General features: G+C 42.4%; 20 protein-coding genes and 1 riboswitch. Of the genes, 14 read left to right on the top strand and 6 right to left on the bottom strand.

What is annotated here, in order from left to right:
* Positions 1-158: 158 nt before the first annotated feature.
* The 4 genes from zupT (at position 159) to BN3283_RS13590 (ending at position 5,083) form a co-directional block, all read left to right on the top strand.
* Positions 159-962 (top strand): zinc transporter ZupT, encoded by an 804-nt coding sequence (gene zupT, locus BN3283_RS13605; protein ID WP_059027020.1) that lies wholly within the window; start codon positions 159-161, stop codon positions 960-962.
* Positions 963-971: 9 nt separating this feature from the next.
* Positions 972-1,877 (top strand): cation diffusion facilitator family transporter, encoded by a 906-nt coding sequence (locus BN3283_RS13600; protein ID WP_059027019.1) that lies wholly within the window; start codon positions 972-974, stop codon positions 1,875-1,877.
* 157 nt (positions 1,878-2,034) lie between these two features.
* Positions 2,035-2,216: riboswitch (cobalamin riboswitch) on the top strand.
* Between the two features lie 102 nt (positions 2,217-2,318).
* On the top strand, positions 2,319-4,466 hold the full coding sequence (locus BN3283_RS13595; protein WP_041503355.1) for a ribonucleoside triphosphate reductase: 2,148 nt from the start codon (positions 2,319-2,321) through the stop codon (positions 4,464-4,466).
* Positions 4,448-5,083 (top strand): anaerobic ribonucleoside-triphosphate reductase activating protein, encoded by a 636-nt coding sequence (locus tag BN3283_RS13590; RefSeq protein ID WP_070807483.1) that lies wholly within the window; start codon positions 4,448-4,450, stop codon positions 5,081-5,083. The genes BN3283_RS13595 and BN3283_RS13590 overlap by 19 nt, the downstream gene beginning before the upstream one ends.
* Here BN3283_RS13590 and BN3283_RS13585 read toward each other — a convergent pair.
* From BN3283_RS13585 to BN3283_RS13575, 3 genes are all read right to left on the bottom strand, one after another.
* A complete protein-coding gene (locus tag BN3283_RS13585) occupies positions 5,063-5,731 on the bottom strand; it encodes a potassium channel family protein (protein WP_041503353.1) in 669 nt (222 codons plus the stop codon). The genes BN3283_RS13590 and BN3283_RS13585 overlap by 21 nt on opposite strands.
* Positions 5,732-5,759: 28 nt before the next feature.
* Complete coding sequence (locus tag BN3283_RS13580; RefSeq protein ID WP_059027017.1) at positions 5,760-7,574, bottom strand: TrkH family potassium uptake protein; 1,815 nt, start codon at positions 7,572-7,574, stop codon at positions 5,760-5,762.
* Between the two features lie 221 nt (positions 7,575-7,795).
* Entirely contained in the window at positions 7,796-8,164 is a 369-nt protein-coding gene (locus tag BN3283_RS13575; RefSeq protein WP_041503351.1) for a DMT family protein, read from the bottom strand.
* A gap of 133 nt (positions 8,165-8,297) precedes the next feature.
* On the opposite strand from BN3283_RS13575, the gene BN3283_RS13570 reads away from it, so the two are divergent.
* Together BN3283_RS13570 and BN3283_RS13565 are read left to right on the top strand one after the other, a co-directional pair.
* Positions 8,298-9,134: an AAA family ATPase gene (locus BN3283_RS13570; protein ID WP_059027015.1), complete on the top strand. Its 837-nt coding sequence runs from the start codon at positions 8,298-8,300 to the stop codon at positions 9,132-9,134.
* Between the two features lie 34 nt (positions 9,135-9,168).
* Positions 9,169-10,143, top strand: a complete 975-nt coding sequence (locus tag BN3283_RS13565; protein WP_041503349.1) for a DUF4435 domain-containing protein — start codon at positions 9,169-9,171, stop codon at positions 10,141-10,143.
* On the opposite strand, the gene BN3283_RS13560 is transcribed toward BN3283_RS13565, so the two are convergent.
* The 3 genes from BN3283_RS13560 to BN3283_RS13550 all read right to left on the bottom strand — a co-directional run bounded on the left by BN3283_RS13560 (position 10,114) and on the right by BN3283_RS13550 (position 12,404).
* Positions 10,114-11,022: an energy transducer TonB gene (locus tag BN3283_RS13560; RefSeq protein WP_286137679.1), complete on the bottom strand. Its 909-nt coding sequence runs from the start codon at positions 11,020-11,022 to the stop codon at positions 10,114-10,116. The genes BN3283_RS13565 and BN3283_RS13560 overlap by 30 nt on opposite strands.
* Complete coding sequence (locus BN3283_RS13555; RefSeq protein ID WP_070807482.1) at positions 11,000-11,581, bottom strand: RNA polymerase sigma factor; 582 nt, start codon at positions 11,579-11,581, stop codon at positions 11,000-11,002. The genes BN3283_RS13560 and BN3283_RS13555 overlap by 23 nt, the downstream gene beginning before the upstream one ends.
* A gap of 133 nt (positions 11,582-11,714) precedes the next feature.
* Positions 11,715-12,404, bottom strand: coding sequence for a DUF4163 domain-containing protein (locus tag BN3283_RS13550; protein WP_082667114.1), 690 nt, complete (start codon positions 12,402-12,404; stop codon positions 11,715-11,717).
* A gap of 235 nt (positions 12,405-12,639) precedes the next feature.
* Between BN3283_RS13550 and BN3283_RS13545 the strand changes: the two genes are divergently transcribed.
* The 8 genes from BN3283_RS13545 (at position 12,640) to BN3283_RS13510 (ending at position 21,149) form a co-directional block, all read left to right on the top strand.
* On the top strand, positions 12,640-13,869 hold the full coding sequence (locus tag BN3283_RS13545) for a sigma-54 interaction domain-containing protein (protein WP_059027010.1): 1,230 nt from the start codon (positions 12,640-12,642) through the stop codon (positions 13,867-13,869).
* Between the two features lie 49 nt (positions 13,870-13,918).
* On the top strand, positions 13,919-14,437 hold the full coding sequence (locus BN3283_RS13540; protein WP_041503502.1) for an LptE family protein: 519 nt from the start codon (positions 13,919-13,921) through the stop codon (positions 14,435-14,437).
* 20 nt (positions 14,438-14,457) lie between these two features.
* Entirely contained in the window at positions 14,458-15,195 is a 738-nt protein-coding gene (locus BN3283_RS13535) for a DUF8458 domain-containing protein (RefSeq protein ID WP_147625629.1), read from the top strand.
* Positions 15,186-15,563 (top strand): preprotein translocase subunit SecG, encoded by a 378-nt coding sequence (secG, locus tag BN3283_RS13530; RefSeq protein WP_041503345.1) that lies wholly within the window; start codon positions 15,186-15,188, stop codon positions 15,561-15,563. Before BN3283_RS13535 ends, secG begins: the two co-directional genes overlap by 10 nt.
* Positions 15,564-15,713: 150 nt before the next feature.
* Complete coding sequence (locus tag BN3283_RS13525) at positions 15,714-15,983, top strand: co-chaperone GroES (RefSeq protein WP_041503344.1); 270 nt, start codon at positions 15,714-15,716, stop codon at positions 15,981-15,983.
* A gap of 37 nt (positions 15,984-16,020) precedes the next feature.
* Positions 16,021-17,652 carry a chaperonin GroEL gene (gene groL, locus BN3283_RS13520; protein ID WP_059027006.1) on the top strand — a complete coding sequence of 544 codons (1,632 nt, stop codon included), beginning with the start codon at positions 16,021-16,023 and terminating at the stop codon, positions 17,650-17,652.
* Between the two features lie 203 nt (positions 17,653-17,855).
* Complete coding sequence (locus tag BN3283_RS13515) at positions 17,856-19,550, top strand: Na/Pi cotransporter family protein (RefSeq protein ID WP_059027004.1); 1,695 nt, start codon at positions 17,856-17,858, stop codon at positions 19,548-19,550.
* Between the two features lie 42 nt (positions 19,551-19,592).
* Positions 19,593-21,149 (top strand): glycine--tRNA ligase, encoded by a 1,557-nt coding sequence (locus BN3283_RS13510; protein ID WP_059027002.1) that lies wholly within the window; start codon positions 19,593-19,595, stop codon positions 21,147-21,149.
* The last annotated feature ends 80 nt before the right edge of the window (positions 21,150-21,229 follow it).

Genomic DNA, 21,229 nt, shown 5'->3' with positions numbered 1-21,229 from the left:
TCTGCAGCACTCCGAAAACGTCCATCCCATGTCCCAAAAAATGAATTTTCATTTTCTTTACCGAGGCTTTTTCATACCCGTAAAAAATCTATCTTTGTAAAATAAACCAAACGAAATCTCCGGAAAACATCGGGTATAACCCGGATAATATCGAATTCATGAAAGAAAGTTTATTTATTCCGTTATTATTGACTTTACTTGCAGGATTGGCAACCGGTATCGGTAGCCTGATCGCTTTTTTCACCCATCACACGAACAAACGTTTTCTCTCCTTTTCGCTGGGACTCTCCGCAGGAGTAATGATATACGTCTCTTTCGTGGAAATCTTCCAACAGGCGGAAACTTCCCTTACGGCCGAGTTAGGTTCAAAATACGGTATGACCATGACGGTCCTCTGCTTCTTCGCGGGAATGTCATTGATCGGTATCATCGATCGTCTGGTACCTTCCTTTGAAAATCCTCACGAAGTTCGTTCCGTAGAAAGTATGGATACCCCTCCCCCCAAAGATACAAAATTGATGCGCATGGGACTGATGACGGCCCTGGCCATCGGCATCCATAACTTCCCGGAAGGTATCGCTACTTTCACGGCTGCAGTGGAAAGCCCGACTTTAGGAATTGCAATAGCCGTCGCTATCGCCATCCACAACATCCCGGAAGGTATTGCCGTTTCTGTTCCTATTTACCATGCAACCGGAGATCGTAAAAAGGCATTTCGTTATTCCCTTCTGTCCGGCCTGGCGGAACCGACCGGTGCTCTTCTGGCTTATTTAGTACTCATGCCCTTTATGTCGCCCGTTCTGATGGGATGTATCTTCGCAGCCGTCGCAGGTATCATGGTCTTTATTTCCATAGATGAATTACTTCCTGCCGCCCGGGAATACGGAGAACACCACATCTCCATCTACGGACTTATCTCCGGAATGGGAATCATGGCTTTAAGTTTAATTTTATTGGCATAACCAAAAGAAATGGAACATACGCACGAACATCACCACCATAGAATCACCAGTCTAAATAAAGCTTTTATCATAGGGATCATGTTAAACACGGCTTTCGTGGTCGTTGAATTCGTTGCAGGATTCTGGTTTAATTCTTTGGGATTACTCTCGGATGCGGGACACAACTTAAGCGATGTCTTCAGTCTTGTATTGGCCATGCTGGCTTTCCGGCTTTCCCGCGTACAAGCCAATACCAAATACACGTACGGCTACAAAAAAAGCACGGTCTTAGCCTCCCTTTTAAATGCCGTCATCCTGTTGATTGCCGTAGGCTTCATCTTGGGAGAAAGCATCAACAAACTATTCCATCCTCAGCCGGTCGACGGAGACGCCGTCGCCTGGGTTGCCGGAGTCGGAGTAGTCATCAATGGGATCACGGCCTGGCTGTTTATGAAAGATAAAGAAAAGGACCTGAACGTAAAAGGAGCTTATCTACATATGGCAGCAGATGCCTTGGTCTCCATCGGTGTTTTGGTCTCCGGATTGATTATCGCCAACACGGGATGGAATATCATCGATCCGCTTATCGGGATCGGAATTGCCGTCATCATCGTTTATTCCACTTGGGGATTGCTGCGAGACAGTATTCGCTTGTCCTTAGACGGGGTTCCCGCCGGAACCGATTACAGACAGGTCGAAAAAACCATTGCCTCTGCCCGCGGGGTAAAAGGATTTCATCATTTGCATATCTGGGCTTTAAGCACGACCGAAACCGCTCTTACCGTACACGTCGTCATCGATGACATGTCCCAAATGGAAACCGTAAAATGCGATTTGAAACATGAATTGGAGCATATCGGCATTATTCATGCCACGTTGGAATTTGAAGCACCGGGATCTCATTGCAAGGATTGCCAAAAAGAATATTCAGACTAAAATGTTTCCCAAGAATGAAAACTTTACTAAATAAATATCATACAAAATTTTCCTATTCATACACGCAAATAACCTAATACAAGTTCATTAACAATATATCTCACTTAGAATTATTGTTAAAAACAAAAATTACGATATATCCTATCTTATTTTTATTTACTTTCGTCATGCATTCGGTTCACGTTTGTGATTAATAGGGAATCCGGTGAAAATCCGGGACTATACCCGTAGCTGTAAGCTTTTTTTTGTTTTTCGATCAAGAGATCCACTGTCGGCTAACCGATGGGAAGGAGGTCGAAAATAGCGAGTCAGAAGACCTGCCGATTGCGATATATCCGTAACTTTCGGGTGAAAAGCGAGGAGAAGGCTTGCCTATCGGACTATTCTCATTTTACCCAAGGTTATAGTAAATTTATTTATTCATTACTAAAACCTTTAAGAATGAACGAAAACAGCTCTTTTTCAAAAATTGTAAAACGCAACGGGGAGATTTGCGATTTTAAAGCGGAAAAAATCGAACAAGCGATTTTTAAAGCTACGCGAGCAACGGGAAACCCTCATCGTAAAACAGCACGCGAACTCTGCAACAAGGTGATTGAAATTCTAAAAACCGACACCCCGGAAGGAGTCATTCCCCACGTGGAGATCGTACAGGACACGGTTGAACAGGTACTCTTTCAACACGGAGATTTCAATTTATTGAAAATTTATCTGCTTTACCGGAAACAACATGAACAGATCCGGAATTCCAAGGTATTGCTTACCAATATCGAAGTGATGGACGATTACCTGACTTTAAGCGACTGGAAAGTAAAAGAGAGTGCCAATTCGTCCTATTCTCTACAAGGGTTAAACCAACATATCTCCACCCAGATCACATCCAATTACTGGTTAAACAATCTCTATCCGGAGAGAATATCCGAAGCTCACAAAAGCGGGGCCCTTCATATTCACGATCTCGGATTTTTAAGCGTGTATTGTGTCGGATGGGATCTGAAAGACTTACTAACAGTCGGTTTCAGGGGAGTTGAGGGAAAAGCCCAAAGTAAACCGGCCAAACATTTCCGGACAGCTTTAGGACAAATTGTCAACTTTTTCTATACCATGCAGGGAGAAGCCGCCGGGGCTCAGGCCTTCTCCAATTTCGATACCTTCCTGGCCCCTTATATCCGCTACGATCAATTGGATTACAAACAGATAAAACAATGCTTACAGGAGTTTCTGTTTAACTTAAACGTACCGACACGAGTCGGCTTCCAAACCCCTTTTACCAACATTACCATGGACCTAACTGTTCCGGATTTCTTAAAAAACGAACCGATTGTTCACGGCGGAGAAATCAAGGAAGAAGTATACGGCGACTTCCAAGCGGAGGTCACTTTACTGAATAAAGCATTTGCCGAAGTAATGTACGAAGGTGATGCTTCCGGCAGTCTCTTCTCCTTCCCTATCCCGACCTACAATATCACTCCGGATTTTGATTGGAACAATCCCGAATACGAAGGGATATGGGAGATGACGGCCAAATACGGGATTCCCTATTTTTCCAATTTCGTGAATTCCGATATGAAACCGGACGATGTCCGCAGCATGTGCTGCCGTTTACGCTTGGACAAACGGGAATTGATGAAACGGGGAGGAGGACTGTTTGCTGCCAACCCGCTTACCGGGTCCGTGGGTGTCGTTACCATCAATCTGCCCCGTTTAGGTTATGAATCCGTATCGGAAGAAAACTTTTATCAACGTCTACGTTATTTGATGGAAATCGCTAAAGATAGCCTGGAGATCAAACGAAAAGTCATTGAACGTTATACCGAAAAAGGACTTTATCCCTACTCCAAATACTACCTCAGACACGTACACGAACGTTACGACTGTTTCTGGAAAAACCATTTCTCTACCATCGGGATAAACGGAATGAACGAATGCTGCCTCAACTTCTTAGGAGTACCTATCACCCATTCGGACGGAATAGAATTCGCTCAAAAAACAATGCTTTTCATGCGGGACATTTTAACCGAATTTCAGGAGGAGACCGGCAACATCTATAATTTGGAAGCCACTCCGGCAGAAAGTACCTCCTACCGTTTTGCTTTATTGGACACGGCCGCATATCCGGACATTATCGTGGCCAACCGGAAAGAATTCGAAAAAGGAGCACAACCTTATTACACGAATTCCACCCATTTACCGGTACATTTTACGGAAGACCTGTACGAAGCACTCGAACAACAGGATCAGCTTCAAACCCTTTATACCGGAGGAACCGTCTTCCACGTTTTTACCGGGGAACACCGGACTTCCGCCCAAGCCGCTAAAAACATGATACGGAAAGTAACTTCCGCATTCCGGTTACCCTATATCACGCTCTCGCCTTCCTTCAGCATATGTCCCTCCCACGGTTACATAGCCGGAGAACATTTTACCTGCCCCCAATGCGGAGCGAAGTCGGAAGTATACAGCAGGATCGTCGGCTACATGCGTCCAGTGAGTCAATGGAACAACGGAAAACGGGCCGAGTTTGACGACCGGAAACATTTTGACAACAGCATCACGGAAGAAATTGCGATATGCGAATCGGAGGATTGATTAAACAGAGCCTGATCGATTGGGAAGGGAGAGTGACCGCCGTTATATTTACCCAGGGATGCAATTTCCGGTGCGGTTATTGTCACAATCCCTCCCTTGTCCTACCGGAACTTTTTACGGAAAATCAAAAATGGACGGAAGCGGAACTATTTTCGTTTCTGTCCAAACGCCGCCAATGGTTGGACGGAGTTGTTATCTCCGGAGGCGAACCAACCCTTCAACCTGACCTTATTCTTTTTGTCCAAAAAATAAAAAAGTTAGGGTTCGACATAAAATTGGACACGAACGGGAGCAATCCCGACCTTCTCCGAGAACTTATTGCCGGGAAACGGATCGATGCAATTGCCATGGACATAAAATCCGCGTTAAACCTAACTGCCTACCGGAAAATAAGCCCCAATATAAGTTCCGAATTGCTGGACAAAATAAAAGAGTCTATTCGTATCATTCGGGCTTCAGGTATAGAGTATCTTTTTCGGACAACCGTTATTCCGGGTTTACAAACGGAAAAGGAACTGGAAAATGTAAAAAAGGAGTTCGAAAAAGATCCTTTTCTTTTACAGGAGTTCCGGAATGGGGATATCTTAAAAAATTACTTATTGCAATTGAATTCCTAACTTCCGGAAGTTCTTGTGCAATCCAAAAAGCACCAGAATATCTCTTCTTTCAAGTATCAGATCACTTGGCAGCTCGGGCAGAACCGTAGGCTTATCCTCTTTTTCCTGCAAACGTTTCAGGGTTATCAATTTCAAACCGAACTCCCGCTCGAAATCCACATCGCCTAATTTACGACCGACGAATCCGGCAGGAACTTCCCATTCGATAATCACGTGATCGGTATCGACCACGTAAGAATCGATGGTCGTTGCCAACTCTACCTTCAGGGCAAAAAAATCGGCATATTCCCACTCCGGATTGATAATCTCCGTAATACCCATCGTCTCCATAATCGTTTTGTGAACCTCCGACATGGCTCTGGCAACGATACGCTTGACTGCAAATTGTTTCAACAGGGCAAGTACGTACAAAGAGGTACCGAAATCCTTACCGATGACTACAAACACGATATCCACATCTTTCAAAGGTAGAGATCCCAAAGCCTGTTCGCTCCGGACGTCCAAGGCAATGGTCGTCGTAATGCTGTCCTTGTACTGATTGATTTTATTCAAATCGTTGTCAACTCCGATCACCTCATGTCCCAAAGCCGTCAAACGCTGTGACAAAGCCAGTCCAAAATGTCCTAAACCGATAACAATGCACTTCATATCATTCAAACATTAACTTCATTCATACTTATAATATCACCGTATCGTCCGCATACCTGTACAGCTTCTCCTGCCGCTGTTTGACAACACCCGATAACAACGTGATCAATCCTACCCGCCCCACGAACATCGTGAGACTAATGATTATTTTTCCCGCATCACTCATAGCCGGGGTAAAATTCAACGAAAGCCCCACCGTTCCCAAAGCAGAAAAAACTTCAAATACGATTTGAACGAACCTCCCCTGAGGTTCCAGTATCGAAAGCAGCATAACGGCCAAAGCCGTCCACGCCAAAGACAAAAAGATAATCGCCTGAGCCCGATTCACATTTAAACGGGTTAATTGTCTCTTACCGATCTCCACCCTATCTTCTCCCCGGAGAATAGCGATAACATTCTTTAAAGCGATAACGAAGGTGGTCGTTTTTATTCCCCCGCCCGTAGACATCGGAGAGGCTCCGATCCACATCAATAAGATAAATAGAAAAATCGTAGCCTGACGTAACGCGGCCATATCCACATTATTAAATCCTGCCGTTCGAGTCGTCACGGAAGCCATAAACGAGGTAGCCAACTTTCCTTGCCAGGAGAGACCTTCCAGGGTATTACCATCTTCAAAAAACAAAAAGAACACCATTCCCAACACCAATAAGACCAGGGTTGTCGGCAACACGATCCGAGTAGTGGTGCTCACGATATGAGCCCTATACTCAACTTTTCGTTTTCCATGAAACAAATACACTAAAAAACACCGTATCTTATATTTAAAATAACTTCCGTAATTAAACAATATAGGAAATCCCAGGCCGCCGAAAACGATAAGAAGACCTAACCAAACTTGTAATCCATAAACATTTCGAACCAAAGGATCATACAAATTTCCGGGCAAAGTAGAAAAACCAGCGTTACAAAATGCCGAGACGGCATGGAAAAGGGAAAAGAAAAACTTATCCTGAATTCCTTCCACATCCTGAATTTGCAGATAGACCATATACACCCCGACAGCCTCTATCAGTAAGGTTGTCGTTACCGTGTAGAACAAGGTTCTGAAAATATTATTCAGGGAAGATTCGTTCAACAAGTTTTTAAGAGCTAACTGATCCCGGAACGTCGTTTTCCCCAAAAAGGACATGGCGAAGAAACTGGTAAACGTCATCACCCCGATCCCGCCTAACTGAATCAATAATAAAAGGATCACATCCCCTGTCGGGGTAAAAACTTTTGCCGTATCAAGTACCGTCAATCCCGTTACGCACACCGCACTTGTCGCCGTAAAAAGGGCATCGATAAAACTGATTTTCTCGTAAGTAGCCGTGGGTAGTTTCAACAAGAAGGTCCCGATCAAAATCAACATCAGAAAACTGATAACGAACATCATTTCGGGACGGACATTACTTTTGAGCACGACAAAGAACTCTTTTGAAAGATAGATCGTGCTCAGAATCAAAACGACCGTATAGGTTACGATTCGATTCAACCGGTACAGTACCGGATTCTGCGTTATCACCTCAGGGATCGAAAACAGGTATTCGGCAATAATCAAACCAAGTAAAACAATCAAAAAAAAGACCTCTAACCAGAAACCTTTTTCTTCCCGCAACAATTTAAAATTAAGGAGGAACCGGATGGTAAGAAAAATAAAAAAGAGATTGGTTATCCCTTTGTACATGCTATAAATCTCCTCCTGATACGCCGAAGCTCCCTTAAAACCGAATTTATAAACGACTAAAAAGATAGCCACAAATGAAGCCATAAACAACACGACACGCCCCGCTCCCTCCAAAATCGTTTTTGTTATCCGGTAAAATTTTCTAAATTGATATTGTATTTCCGTTGAAAACATAACTCCTATTTTCAGCAAGAATAAACGTTATTAAAATCTCTTTAGTTTCATTTTTTTCTGCGAAATTAGATCCCTGCTTCCAAATGTAACCATTTGTTTCGATTTGACCAAGTAGTTTTTCATGTTTGAACAGGCAAGGCCGAAAACCCGATAGATAGAACGGCGCCCGGCTCCTTAGACCCTTCCCGTATAGGTAGGATTAATGGGATAAAACCCGTGATTTATTTCATAAACACGAAATAGACGGCCAAAACGAGACAGATACAGGCCGCCAAATGATTCCATTGAAAGGTAACACCTTTGAAGAATAGCATAGAAAAAAGGATAAATATCGCCAATGTGATTACCTCTTGAATAACCTTTAACTGCATCAACGAAAAAGGACCGCCATTCCCTTCAAAACCGATCCGGTTGGCTGGAACCTGAGCACAATACTCGAAAAAAGCAATCGCCCATGAAAAGAGGATTACGCCGATAAGCGGCCAATGACTAATTATTTTTGTCTCTTGCAATTTCAAGTGTCCGTACCAGGCAAAAGTCATAAACATATTAGACACCAAAAGTAATCCGATCGTATAAACCCCTTTCATTTTCTTCTTGTTAACACATTTATATTCTCGACATATAGACGATAATCTCCCTCAAAGCAGCACAAAAATATAAATTTTATTACCTTTGTTGATAATGATTGGGAGCAAAGTTCATTTTTAATCGCCATTTGTCATGAAAGCCAATAAAATTCAAAAAATCGAGATACGGAATGTCTGGGGGAAATACAATTTCCGATGGGAAAACCTCAATCCGGATGTTAACATTCTGACCGGAATCAACGGTAGCGGGAAAACTACCTTTTTCAACGTAATGGACGCATTACTATCCGCAGACGTGAAGAGGCTGAGAAATTACAATATCGAGGCGGAAATCATCATCGACGACATTGCCATTCTCTACAATCGCCAAACGACGCCAAACGAGATCAAACAAAAATTATCCGGCTTCAACTACATGAAAATAAGCACCTTCGATGTTCCATTGAAGGACCGCCGAAAAATGGGAAAAGAAGATAGCCCGTTATTAAGCGAATTGAAAGAGATTGTTTACAGCGTAGGAGAGAATAATGCTTCTTTTTCGGATTACCGGCTAAAAGCGACCAATTTCCCCGAACAAGCGGAAGAGATAAATATCCGGATCCGGCATTTTTATGACACGGTCAACCACCTTTTTGCAGGAACGGGGAAGACCATAGAGATCGATCCCATGACCAATCAGCTGATCTTCAAAGACGGCAAAGAGACCATCCACCTTCATAAACTCTCTTCCGGAGAAAAGCAACTATTGATTATTCTATTGCGTGTTTTCCTGATGGACGGACAACCTTACGTGCTATTGATGGACGAGCCGGAAATCTCCCTTCATATCGAATGGCAATACCGGCTGTTCGAAGAGATACAAAAATTAAATCCCTGTTGTCAAATCATTACGTCTACCCATTCGCCCAGCTTGTTCGGCGACGGATGGGGAGATAAACTGGTATTTATTGAGGACCTGATCGTTCAATAAAAATCATGGAAAACCACCTAAAGCATTAATTTACATGTTCCCTACTGTCGATATTAATAAAGAGAAATATTATTATCATGCGGCCAAACGTTTTATGATGGATGCACAAATGTTACGCTGTCGAGCTGCCATACATGTTGAAGATAAAGATGATATCCTGTTTTGGAGTAAAATATTCAATCATTTTCGTCCCCGGGACCGTTTTCACTTCATCGCAGGCTCCCGAAACGAAAGGGGAAACGAAACGAAAGGAGTAACTCAATGCTTGAAATACCTGAAATTTTTAGGACCCAAATTTTTTATCTGCATCGACAGTGACTACCGCTACTTACTGCAAGAACGGGAAATGAGCATAAAGCATTTTGTCTTTCAAACCTATACTTATTCTTTCGAAAACCACCATTGTTACGGAAAGGGATTAAATGAAATTTGCCAACGCATCACCACATTACCCAATACGATTTTTGATTTCGACCGATTCATAAAGGCATTTTCCCGTATTATTTACGAACTTTTCTTATGGCATCTCTATTTTCTCGTTGCAGATCCCAAACGTTTTCCAATTTCCGAATTCAACGAATTGATCACTCCCCGGTGGAGAGGTCCCCATCCGGACATCCGGCATAACGCCCAACGACTGCTTCAAGAGCTACAACAACGTATCAGACAGAAAACAAATTATTTACACCGTAAATATCCCAAAGCCGATCTCGATATGCTAAAGGAAAAATACGAAAACTTAGGCTTAGTCCCGGAGAATACCTATTTTTTCGTCAGGGGACATAATGTTTACGATCTGATCTACTCTTTGCACAAAGAGGTCTGCAAAAAGATTTTACGATCAGCCCGGGAATCATCCGGCAAAGAGATTTCAAAAATCAATCTTTTCGGTTATAGAAACAGTATCGACGAACAATTGAAAAAAAATTTACATTTTGGGGCTTACCCGGCCATCCTGAAAATAGAAGAAGACATCCGCTCATTTTTCAACGAAGTCTACCAAACGTAAAACAGCACGATCATCCTTTCGCTCTTTTCCTAATTCGAAACGGACAATCACTTCCACCCTTCCTATCCCATCGACCTTTTTCCACCGGGGACCGTCGACGAGCAAACGGATGATTTCATCATTCACGGGATAAGAAAAACCATCAGCTATCCGTATACGGGAAGGTACGCCTTTTTGATTAATCTCGAAAGAGAGTCGGACTTCTCCGGTTTTATTTTCCTCTACCTCTTCCTTCGGGTATTTCAAATTCTTTTCCGCGTAGCGGTTAAAACGGATGACATTTTCTGCCATAAGAGAATCTCCTTTCGTTTTCTGCATTCCGGAATCAACTTTTACCGAACTCCCCGTTACAGTCCTTTTCATTTTACTTTCTTTTGCCCTGATATTCTCAACGGCACGATCCATCTTCTCATCTTCTTTCTCCGTATTGACCGTATCTGCTCTTTCCGCATCGGCCATTATGACCGGCTTTGCATTTTCTACCAAAGAATCCGGCTTCCTACTTCTCGACAACGCGACAGGGCTCTCTACTTTTCCCCCCGGGACACTGGCCTTTTCGCCACCCTTGCTCAACATCACATTCTGTTCCGTCTCGTCGACCGGCCATAAAAAACACAATGCAATACCCGTAACAACAATGACTCCGGCAACGATTCCCCATACCCGTTGCCTAAAGTGATTCCCCACCGAAGCCCGGTCATCGAGTTGCCGTTCCAAACGTATCAAACCATCCATAGGATCGGAAGTCTGCGACAATCCTTCCATCGCCTCATACAAAAAAGGATCGGACAAAGCATCTTTTTCCAGGCGATTAGCCGCCTGGCCTTTCCGATTACTTCGAAGATACTCTTTTATGTCATTGCTCCCTGTCATAGACACCCAAGCCTTTCCGATTTATACAAAGCTTCAAATTCCGTTTTCCGTTCTGAATAAAACTCTTCACGTTCTTAGAAGAGAATCCTGTTCGCATCTCCACTTCCTTATAGGAAAGTTCATCAAAAAAGAAATGATTAATACAAATTCTCTGTTTTTCGGGTAACTCCTCCATACACTCCCGCACCGCTTTTTCCCGCTCTTCATTTTCTCCATCGAATTCAAGATGCAAATCTTCACAGAAATCCATAAACGAATGATCTAAATTTAAAGAAACATTCCATGTTTTTTTTCGCAACTCCATCAGACAATAATTCCTCGTACAGGTATAAAGCCAAGATTTAAAGACTTCTATTTTCGTACTTTTAGCTTTTTCCACCGTATTTTCGAACAACTGCATGACAGCATCTTGAGCATCCTCCGGCTTTTTGAGGTACTTTAACGCGACACCGTACACCAATGGCATGTACCTCTTGTACAGATCGGTTAGATAAATAAGTTTCCCGCTCTTACAATACAGTTGTAAAAGTTCTTCGTCACTTCTATATTTATCTACAGGAATCAAGCTTACACACTCTTTTCCACAAATATATGAATAAAGTCGGAGTAATTCAACCCATCAGAAGAAAATTGTCTCTTTTTACCCGATCTCGGTTCTTATGGGAGATTGAAGGTAAAAAAGAGACAATTACAATATGCTAATGAATGAATAAATCTCCTTTCAACTCCGTCCGGGGAACATTTATTTGCGCCACACCGCAAGCATAAGCTCCTAATACATATTGCGCATAAGTAAAACACAACTCCTTCCGATTAAAATTAATCACCGTTACGGCATCCAATGTCGGGTCCGTAGTAAAACAATCATCCGGATTTTTAAAATGTGCTTTTAACAGGGTATTGATTGCTTTCTCCTTGGAATAATTTACAATGTCCTTCGGAGACAGCAGCTTTTGATTTTTCACATCATAATTAAAGGCATAAAAGTTAGTCATTCCGTGCGCTCCACCCGTAAAAGTATAGACCGTTAAAAGAACGCTCACGTATTCGTCTGTCGCCATGAATACGCTATCGCCCGCAACCAACTCGTAACCCCATACCGGACGATTTGTCGTATCCGTTACAAAGGTATTAAAAAAATCGGTCGCATCTGCTTTCAAACTATCGATCAAACCGTTTAAACATTTCTGGATTTCTCCGTTCAAAACCTCACAACTCTTGTTTACGGCCGGAGTCGAAGAGGAGAAAACCGAATGCTTTACTTCGATACTCCAATCACCTGTCGTATGAGACAAATGATCCCGCTTAACGTTCAGATTTTGAACCTTGGGTTGGCATCCGGCCAAAACAAAGGCCAAGAGTGCCGCAATCATTAATGTGTTTCTCATTGTTTCTGTGCTTTTAATTTGTCACGAATATATAAATTTAACTCCAAAAAAAAATCAGATTAATAAAATATTCTATCCACGTCACCGAGTTCAAACTTTTACTTTTACGTAAGTCATTTTCCAAAGTTATCCGTTAAACGGAAAAGATGATAAAAACTATTTTTGACAATGTAATTATGTCAGTAAAAACTGCTAATTTTGCAGATAGGCATAATTCTAAAACAGAAATTGGAAAATGGAAGATATAAGAGCCATTAAGCAACGATTCGAAATTATCGGTAACGATTTAAAATTAAACAGGGCAATAGAAAAAGCTATACAAGTCGCCCCCACGGACTTCACCGTCATGATAACGGGAGAAAGCGGAGTGGGGAAAGAGATCTTCCCGCGTATTATTCATAGTTACAGTAGCCGTAAACACGCTCAATACATTGCAGTAAACTGCGGAGCTATCCCCGAAGGGACTATCGATTCCGAACTGTTCGGACACGAAAAGGGCTCGTTCACGGGAGCGTTGGCAGACCGGAAGGGATATTTCGAAGTAAGCAACGGGGGAACGATTTTTCTGGATGAAGTAGGGGAATTGCCTCTATCCACTCAAGCTAAATTGTTACGCGTACTCGAAGCCGGAGAGTTCATTCGCGTCGGTTCTTCGAAAGTGCAAAAAACCGACGTGAGAGTTATCGCGGCAACCAACGTGGATCTCCCCTCGGCAGTAAAAAACGGTAAATTCAGAGAAGACCTCTATTATCGGATCAGCACCATCCCCATTCAAATTCCCCCGCTTCGGGAACGTAAAGAAGATATTGTCCTACTTTTCCGCAAATTTGCGGCAGATTTTGCCGAGAAATACCGCATGCCGGCGATTAAACTTTCAGAGGAAGCCGCTTTCGTATTGGAAAATTACTCCTGGCCAGGTAATGTCAGGCAATTGAAAAACATTACCGAACAGATCTCTATCCTGGAACGGGAAAGAATCGTGGATGCCCAAACATTAAAAGAGTATCTTCCCCAACAGGGTAACAACCTTCCGACTCTTACCAACCTCCCGGAGAACGATCAGAGTTTTGCCAATGAAAGAGAGATTCTTTATAAAATTCTTTTCGACATGAAAAAAGACATGAATGATTTAAAGCAACTCGTGTATGACATCATGCAAAAAGAGCAGATAGAAAAAACAGATATCAAACCTTCGACCTCTATTGTTCTTCGGAATTTATACGATACGGCCCCGGCAGAACTGGGGAAACCGCCCGTTACAAAAATTTTCCCTAAAGAGGAAGAACACATCGAAGACACCGAAGCTGTTATTGAAGAATCTCTTTCCTTAGAAGAAAAAGAGAAAGAGATGATTATAAAGGCTCTGGAAAAGAACCACGGGAAACGAAAATTAGCGGCACAAGATCTCGGTATCTCGGAAAGGACCTTATATCGAAAATTGAAAGAATACAATATTGAAAATTGATTCTTGGAAAAGTTTATTACTTTTGTTCACTAAGTTTTATAAACTGCTTATGATTAAAAAAATTATACCTGTATTATTATTGGCTATTGGTTTTAGCGGTTGCAAGTTAGCGAGCGTAAGCTATTCATTTACCGGAGCCCAGATATCTCCCGACGTGAAAACGTTTTCCGTCGATTATTTTTCGAACAAAACCGCGTTCGCTCCGGATTTGGGATCAAATTTTACAGAAGCATTGAAAAGTTACCTCCGTTCCAGAACCAACCTGACAGAAGTAACCAACAATGACGGAGACGTACGTTTCGAAGGGCAGATTGTCGGGTTCTCCCAACGTCCGATGGAGATACAAAACAACGAAGTGGCAGCCTCCAACCGATTAACCATCGAGATACGGGTAAAATATACCAACACGAAGGACGAAACAGGCAAATCAAATTTCGATTCCCGGTTTTCCCATTATCAAAACTACGGTATCGATGAAGATTACGATGCTATCGAGGCCGATTTAATCAAAAAAATCGTTGATGAAATCATCGAAGACGTATACAATAAAGCATTTGTCAACTGGTAACATTTAACAGATCGGTGAATTTGAACGAACTAATCGGATTCATTCATTCGCAGGAGGCAGAAGATGAAAAACTAAAAGCATTGGAGAGCTTAATAGAAAAATTTCCTTACTTCGCCCTTCCCCGGATGATATACCTGAAACTATTGCATGTTTCAGGACAAATCGCTTACACTGAAAAATTGAAGCAAAACACCATCCATATCCCTGATCACAAACAATTTTACCGGTTTCTGCATGATATGATCCCCTTAGAGGAAAAAATGGCATTTACCTTTTTGGAGTCTGACGCAAAAAACCACATGGCCATTGAATTCATCAAAGACACGGAGGAGGTCAACCTGAAAAAAGATCCCTCGTCGTCCGCGACACCGTTACTGATACCTTATCGAATCGAAAACGAATTTCCCGATGAAGAAATCTTGCCGATAAGCGAGATTGCACATGTATTAAGAAAGCCCTCAAAAAACAAAAACACAAACCGGGATGTTCCCACTGAAGGGTCCGAGCAAAAGAGCAGGCCCATCCTGAAAGACCCGGAAGACACGAGTAAAAACTCCGGGATTGCCATAGAAGAAAACGAAAGTTTCTTTTCAGAAACGTTAGCTAAAATATACGTGAAACAAAAACTATATGACAAGGCTGTCGCAACTTATCTAAAATTAAGTTTGAAATATCCGGAAAAAAGTATTTACTTTGCGAACCAAATCGAAAAAATTAAAGAGATAATAAATAATAATACGAATTCATCATGTACATAGCTATTTCTGTTTTGATCTTTATTGTTTGCGCTTTACTTATACTGATTGTTTTGGTGCAAAATTCAAAAGGAGGCGGGTTATCTTCCACTTTTGCTTCCTCAAACCAAATTATGGGCGTAAGAAAAACAACGGATTTTCTGGAGAAAGCGACTTGGACATTAGCAGGAGCCATGTTGGTTCTATGTGTTGCAGCCTCAATGCTTATCCCCAGAGAAGAACAGGGAGGTAAATCTGCCATTCAGGAAAAAATCGGTAATATGGCCGTTCCAATACAACAGTCCATGCCCGACTTTTCAACGGGAAGTACAGACAATAATACGTCAAATCCGTCTGAAGAAAATAAAACTACCACTCCGGAAGAAAAATAAGAAACATTATAAAGACAAAACTCGTAAAGTAAAAATGTCAGTATGTCAGTCATGCTGACATTTTTTTGTTTGGCACGGAAAATGCAAGTTTCCTGTCGTAATTAAAAACGAATCGAAATAATTAATATAAACTTTTAAACGATAAGAATTATGGCACTAAAGACTGTTCTTAGCAAAATCATCGTAGAGCCGGTAGAGGCAGAAACAAAGACAGCATCTGGAATTATCATTCCGGATTCAGCACAAGAGAAACCACAAAAAGGAGTTGTCATCGCAACAGGTAATGGAAAACATGATGAACCAATGGAAATTAAAGTTGGCGATACCGTTTTATTCGGAAAATACGCCGGAACAGAACTTCACATCGATGATAAGAAATATTTAGTAATGAATCAAACGGACGTTTTGGTTGTCCTCTAATCTCAAATCGTAAATCAAAATTTAAATAAAAATCGTTATGGCAAAAGAGATAAAATTCAATATGGAAGCCCGCGACTTACTGAAAAAGGGCGTTGACGAGTTGGCAGATGCAGTAAAAGTAACCCTCGGCCCGAAAGGTCGTAATGTTGTAATCGAGAGAAAATTCGGAGCTCCTCATATCACGAAAGACGGGGTTTCCGTGGCAAAAGAAATTGAATTATCGGATCCCTACGCAAACCTTGGAGCCCAAATGGTAAAAGAAGTCGCTTCCAAAACGGGAGATGATGCGGGGGACGGAACCACCACCGCAACCATTTTAGCCCAATCAATCATTAACGTAGGTCTTAAGAACGTTACAGCCGGAGCTAATCCGATGGATCTGAAAAGAGGAATCGACAAAGCAGTTATAACCGTAGTTAAGAGTTTGGAAGCACAAAAAGAGGAGGTAGGAGAAAACTACGAAAAAATTCGTCAGGTAGCCCGTATCTCCGCTAACGGAGACGACACGATCGGTTCTTTGATCGCCGAAGCCATGAAAAAAGTAACCAAAGAGGGAGTTATCACCGTGGAAGAAGCGAAAGGAATCGAAACCGAGGTAAAAGTAGTAGAAGGAATGCAATTCGACCGGGGATATATATCTCCCTATTTTGTAACCGACACGGAAAAAATGCAAGTCGAATTTGATAATCCTTATATCTTGCTATACGATAAAAAGGTCTCCACTATGAAAGAGTTGCTTCCAGTTCTGGAACCGGTAGCTCAATCAGGTCGTGCTTTATTGATCGTAGCCGAAGACGTGGAAAGCGAAGCTCTGGCAACATTAGTGGTGAACCGCTTGAGAGGTTCGTTGAAGATTGCCGCTGTTAAAGCCCCCGGTTTCGGAGACCGCAGAAAAGAGATGTTGGAAGACTTAGCCATCCTAACCGGTGGAGTTGTTATCTCCGAAGAGAAAGGATTGAAATTGGAAAGCACGACTATCGATATGTTGGGTAGAGCTGAAAAAGTGACCATTGACAAAGAGAATACAACCATCGTAAACGGAGCTGGCAAAAAAGAAGCCATCGTCGAACGAGTAAATCAAATCAAAAAGATGATCGAGAATTCGACTTCCGATTACGATAAAGAAAAATTACAAGAAAGATTAGCCAAATTAGCCGGTGGAGTAGCCGTTCTTTATGTCGGAGCCGCTTCTGAAATGGAAATGAAAGAGAAAAAAGACCGGGTTGACGATGCGTTAAGCGCAACCCGTGCTGCCATTGAAGAAGGAATCGTTCCGGGAGGAGGCGTTGCTTATATCCGTGCCATTGAAGCCTTGAACGGCCTAAAAGGTGAAAACGAAGACGAGACCACAGGTATAGAAATCATCAAACGCGCCATTGAAGAACCGCTTCGTCAAATTGCCCACAATGCGGGAGTAGAAGGAGCTGTTGTCGTTAATCGCGTAAAAGAAGGCAAAAAAGATTTCGGATATAACGCACGTATCGACGAATACCAGAACCTGTTGGAAGCCGGAGTGATCGATCCGAAGAAAGTTGCCCGTGTCGCCTTGGAAAACGCGGCTTCTATCGCCGGAATGTTCTTAACAACCGAATGTGTGTTAGTTGAAGAAAAGAAAGAAGAAGCACCGGCAATGCCTCCTATGGGCGGAGGAATGCCCGGAATGATGTAAAAACATGCATATGACCATAAAAAACCGCTCGAGTTTTCGAGCGGTTTTTTATTATCCCGTTACGACATAATAGGAAGTATTAATACAATTTCACAGGATTTAATCGGTCAAAAACAAAAAAGGGATAGCAATAGGGGCTTTTTTTATTTACTTTATATACCTTTACCGTCGCAAATTTTATTTTTGTTAGGAAAAGTATATTTATGAATTATTCCATTCTTGATTTTCTCCAGTTAATCGGATCGCTGGGAGTGTTTCTCTTCGGAATGAAGATGATGAGCGAGGCCCTACAAAAGGTCGCGGGTGACAAGATGAGACACATACTGGCAGCCATGACTTCCAACCGGGTCAAAGGTGTCATCACCGGACTATTAATTACGACTATTATCCAGAGTTCCTCGGCGACTACCGTTATGGTTGTCAGTTTCGTGAACGCGGGACTATTAAACTTAGTAGGTTCCATAGGGGTCATTATGGGTGCCAACGTGGGAACCACCTTTACTGCCTGGTTAATCTCCATCCTCGGATTTAAGGTCAGTATGGTCAGCCTCTCCCTCCCTTTAATCGGACTTAGTCTGCCTTTACTCTTTTCAGCCAAACGGATTCGAAAAAGCTGGGGAGAGTTAATTATCGGATTCGGATTACTATTTATCGGGTTGGATTTCTTACAAAAATCGATGCCTAACATCCACGAAAACCCGGAGATTCTAAACTTTTTACACAATTACACGGATTTAGGATACGGTTCCTATATTCTATTTATGCTGATCGGAACGGCTTTAACCATCCTTATCCAATCCTCCTCGGCCACCATGGCTCTAACCCTGGTGATGTGCGCCAACGGCTGGATCGGCTTCGATATTGCCGCCTCCATGGTATTAGGCGAAAACATCGGAACGACTATTACCGCCAACCTGGCTGCCATGATAGCTAACACGACGGCCAAAAGAGCGGCTTTCGCCCATTTCCTGTTTAATGTATTCGGAGTCATCTGGGTCCTTGCCATCTTTCCTTTTTTCCTAAGATGGGTTGCGGGACTTAGCGAACACCTCGGGATCGGCGATCCTTTTACCAATATCGGATCTGTTCCCGTTGCCCTCTCTTTGTTTCACACCTGCTTCAATGTAGCTAACGTCGTTATTCTTATCGGTTTCACAAAAGTGATTGCCAGACTGGTTACCCGCATCATCAAATCGAAAGAGACGGCAGATGACGCATTTACCTTGAAACACATCAAAATCGGTTTACTCTCTACTCCGGATGCTTCTCTCTTCCAAGCGAAACAGGAGATCACCCACTATGGAAACAATACCTTGGATATGTACCGGCTCGTCGTGGAATGCTTACATACTCCGACGAAAGATTTCGAGAAAAAATTCAATAAGATCGATAAATTAGAAGATGAAAGTGATTTGGTGGAGGTCGAGATCGCCGATTACCTGACCAAGGTTTCGGAATCCAAGCTTTCTACCGAGAACTCCCAGCGTGTCCGGGCCATGTTCCGTATTGTTTCCGAGATAGAAAGCATTGCCGACTCTTCCTTGAATATAGCCAAAGCCATCGGGCGAAGAAACAGTCAAAACATCACTTTTCCGGATTTCATAGACGAGAAGTTACAACACATGCTCGATATCGTGGACGAAGCTTTGGTTGTTATGTGTGCTAATCTGGCTACGGAGTATAAGGAAGTAAAGGCCAAAAAAGCTTACGAAGTAGAACAAACTATCAATGATTACCGAACGATTTTACAACAGGAACACCTCACGGCAATCGAAGAGAAAAAATACGATTACGCTACAGGTATTATCTATAGCGACATTTTCTTCGAATGTGAAAAAATCGGGGATTATGCTATCAATGTAACCGAGGCAATAAAAGAGATCGGCGGAGATAATTGATTCGTATTTTTAATGATTTATAAATCATAATTCTTAAATAATATGGCACAAGAAGATGTATTTAAAAAATTGGTCGCACATTGTAAAGAATACGGGTATGTGTTTCCATCTTCCGAAATATACGATGGGTTAGGGGCTGTATACGACTACGGGCAATACGGTGTGGAGTTAAAAAACAACATAAAAAAATACTGGTGGGATTCTATGGTATTGCTACACGAGAACGTAGTAGGTTTGGATTCTGCCATTTTTATGCATCCGACCATATGGAAAGCTTCCGGGCATGTAGATGCCTTCAACGATCCTCTGATCGATAATAAAGATTCCAAAAAGAGATACCGGGCGGATGTATTAATCGAAGAGCATATTGCCAAGTACGAAGACAAGATCGAAAAAGACGTTGCCAAAGCCAGAAAAAGATTTGGAGAGAGTTTCGACGAGCATCTCTTCAGACAAACCAATCCGCAAGTATCGGAGACTCTCCGAAAAAAAGAGGAATTGACAGCAAGAATGTCTAAAGCCCTAAATGACAATGATCTGACAGAATTACGGCAAATCATCATTGACAATAAAATCGTATGTCCTATTTCAGGGACTTGTAACTGGACGGAAGTTCGTCAATTCAATCTGATGTTCTCTACCGAAATGGGTTCGACGGCAGAAGGGGCAAGTAAAATCTATCTTCGCCCGGAAACAGCCCAGGGGATATTTGTAAACTTTTTAAACGTACAAAAAACCGGAAGGATGAAAATACCTTTCGGTATTGCCCAGATCGGAAAAGCCTTCCGGAATGAAATCGTGGCACGGCAATTCATCTTCCGTATGCGGGAATTCGAACAAATGGAAATGCAGTTCTTTGTACGGCCGGGCTCCGAGTTAGAGTGGTTTAAAAAATGGAAAACAACCCGGATGAGCTGGCATCAATCATTGGGTTTCGGTGCAGAAAATTATCGTTTTCACGACCACGAGAAATTAGCCCATTACGCGAATGCAGCCACAGACATTGAATACCGTTTCCCCTTCGGCTTTAAAGAGGTGGAAGGGATTCATTCCCGTACCGATTTCGACTTAAAACGTCATCAGGAGTTTTCAGGCAAAAAGATACAATACTTCGACCCCGAATTAAATGAATCTTACGTTCCTTACGTGGTCGAAACCTCTATCGGAGTAGACCGGATGTTTTTACAAGTCCTTTCGGCCGCTTATCACGAAGAGGAGATCAGTAAAGAAGACGGTTCGAAAGATTCCAGGGTCGTCCTCAAATTACCGGCAGCCTTAGCACCTATAAAATTAGCCGTCATGCCATTAGTGAAGAAAGACGGTCTGCCGGAAAAAGCAGAGGAGATCATGAAACTTTTACGCTTAGATTTCAGGTGTCAATACGACGAAAAAGACTCTATCGGGAAACGTTACCGTCGGCAAGACGCCATCGGTACTCCGTTCTGTATTACCGTCGATCATCAAACATTAGAGGATAATGCCGTTACGATCCGTTATCGGGATACCATGGAACAGGAGCGGGTTGCCATCGACCGTCTCTTCGATATACTGAAAGCCAAAACAGATATAAAGCAATTATTAAATCAAATTACCTTGTAAATTTGTAAAAAACCATATACTGAAAATCGCTGTCTTATCGGATAGCGATTTTTTTGTCTCCATCCTCCGCCAAGGTTTAT

The sequence above is a fragment of the Gabonibacter massiliensis genome (genome assembly GCA_001487125.1).
GTDB lineage: Bacteria > Bacteroidota > Bacteroidia > Bacteroidales > Marinifilaceae > Gabonibacter > Gabonibacter massiliensis.
This window is presented reverse-complemented; position numbering and strand designations above follow the sequence as displayed.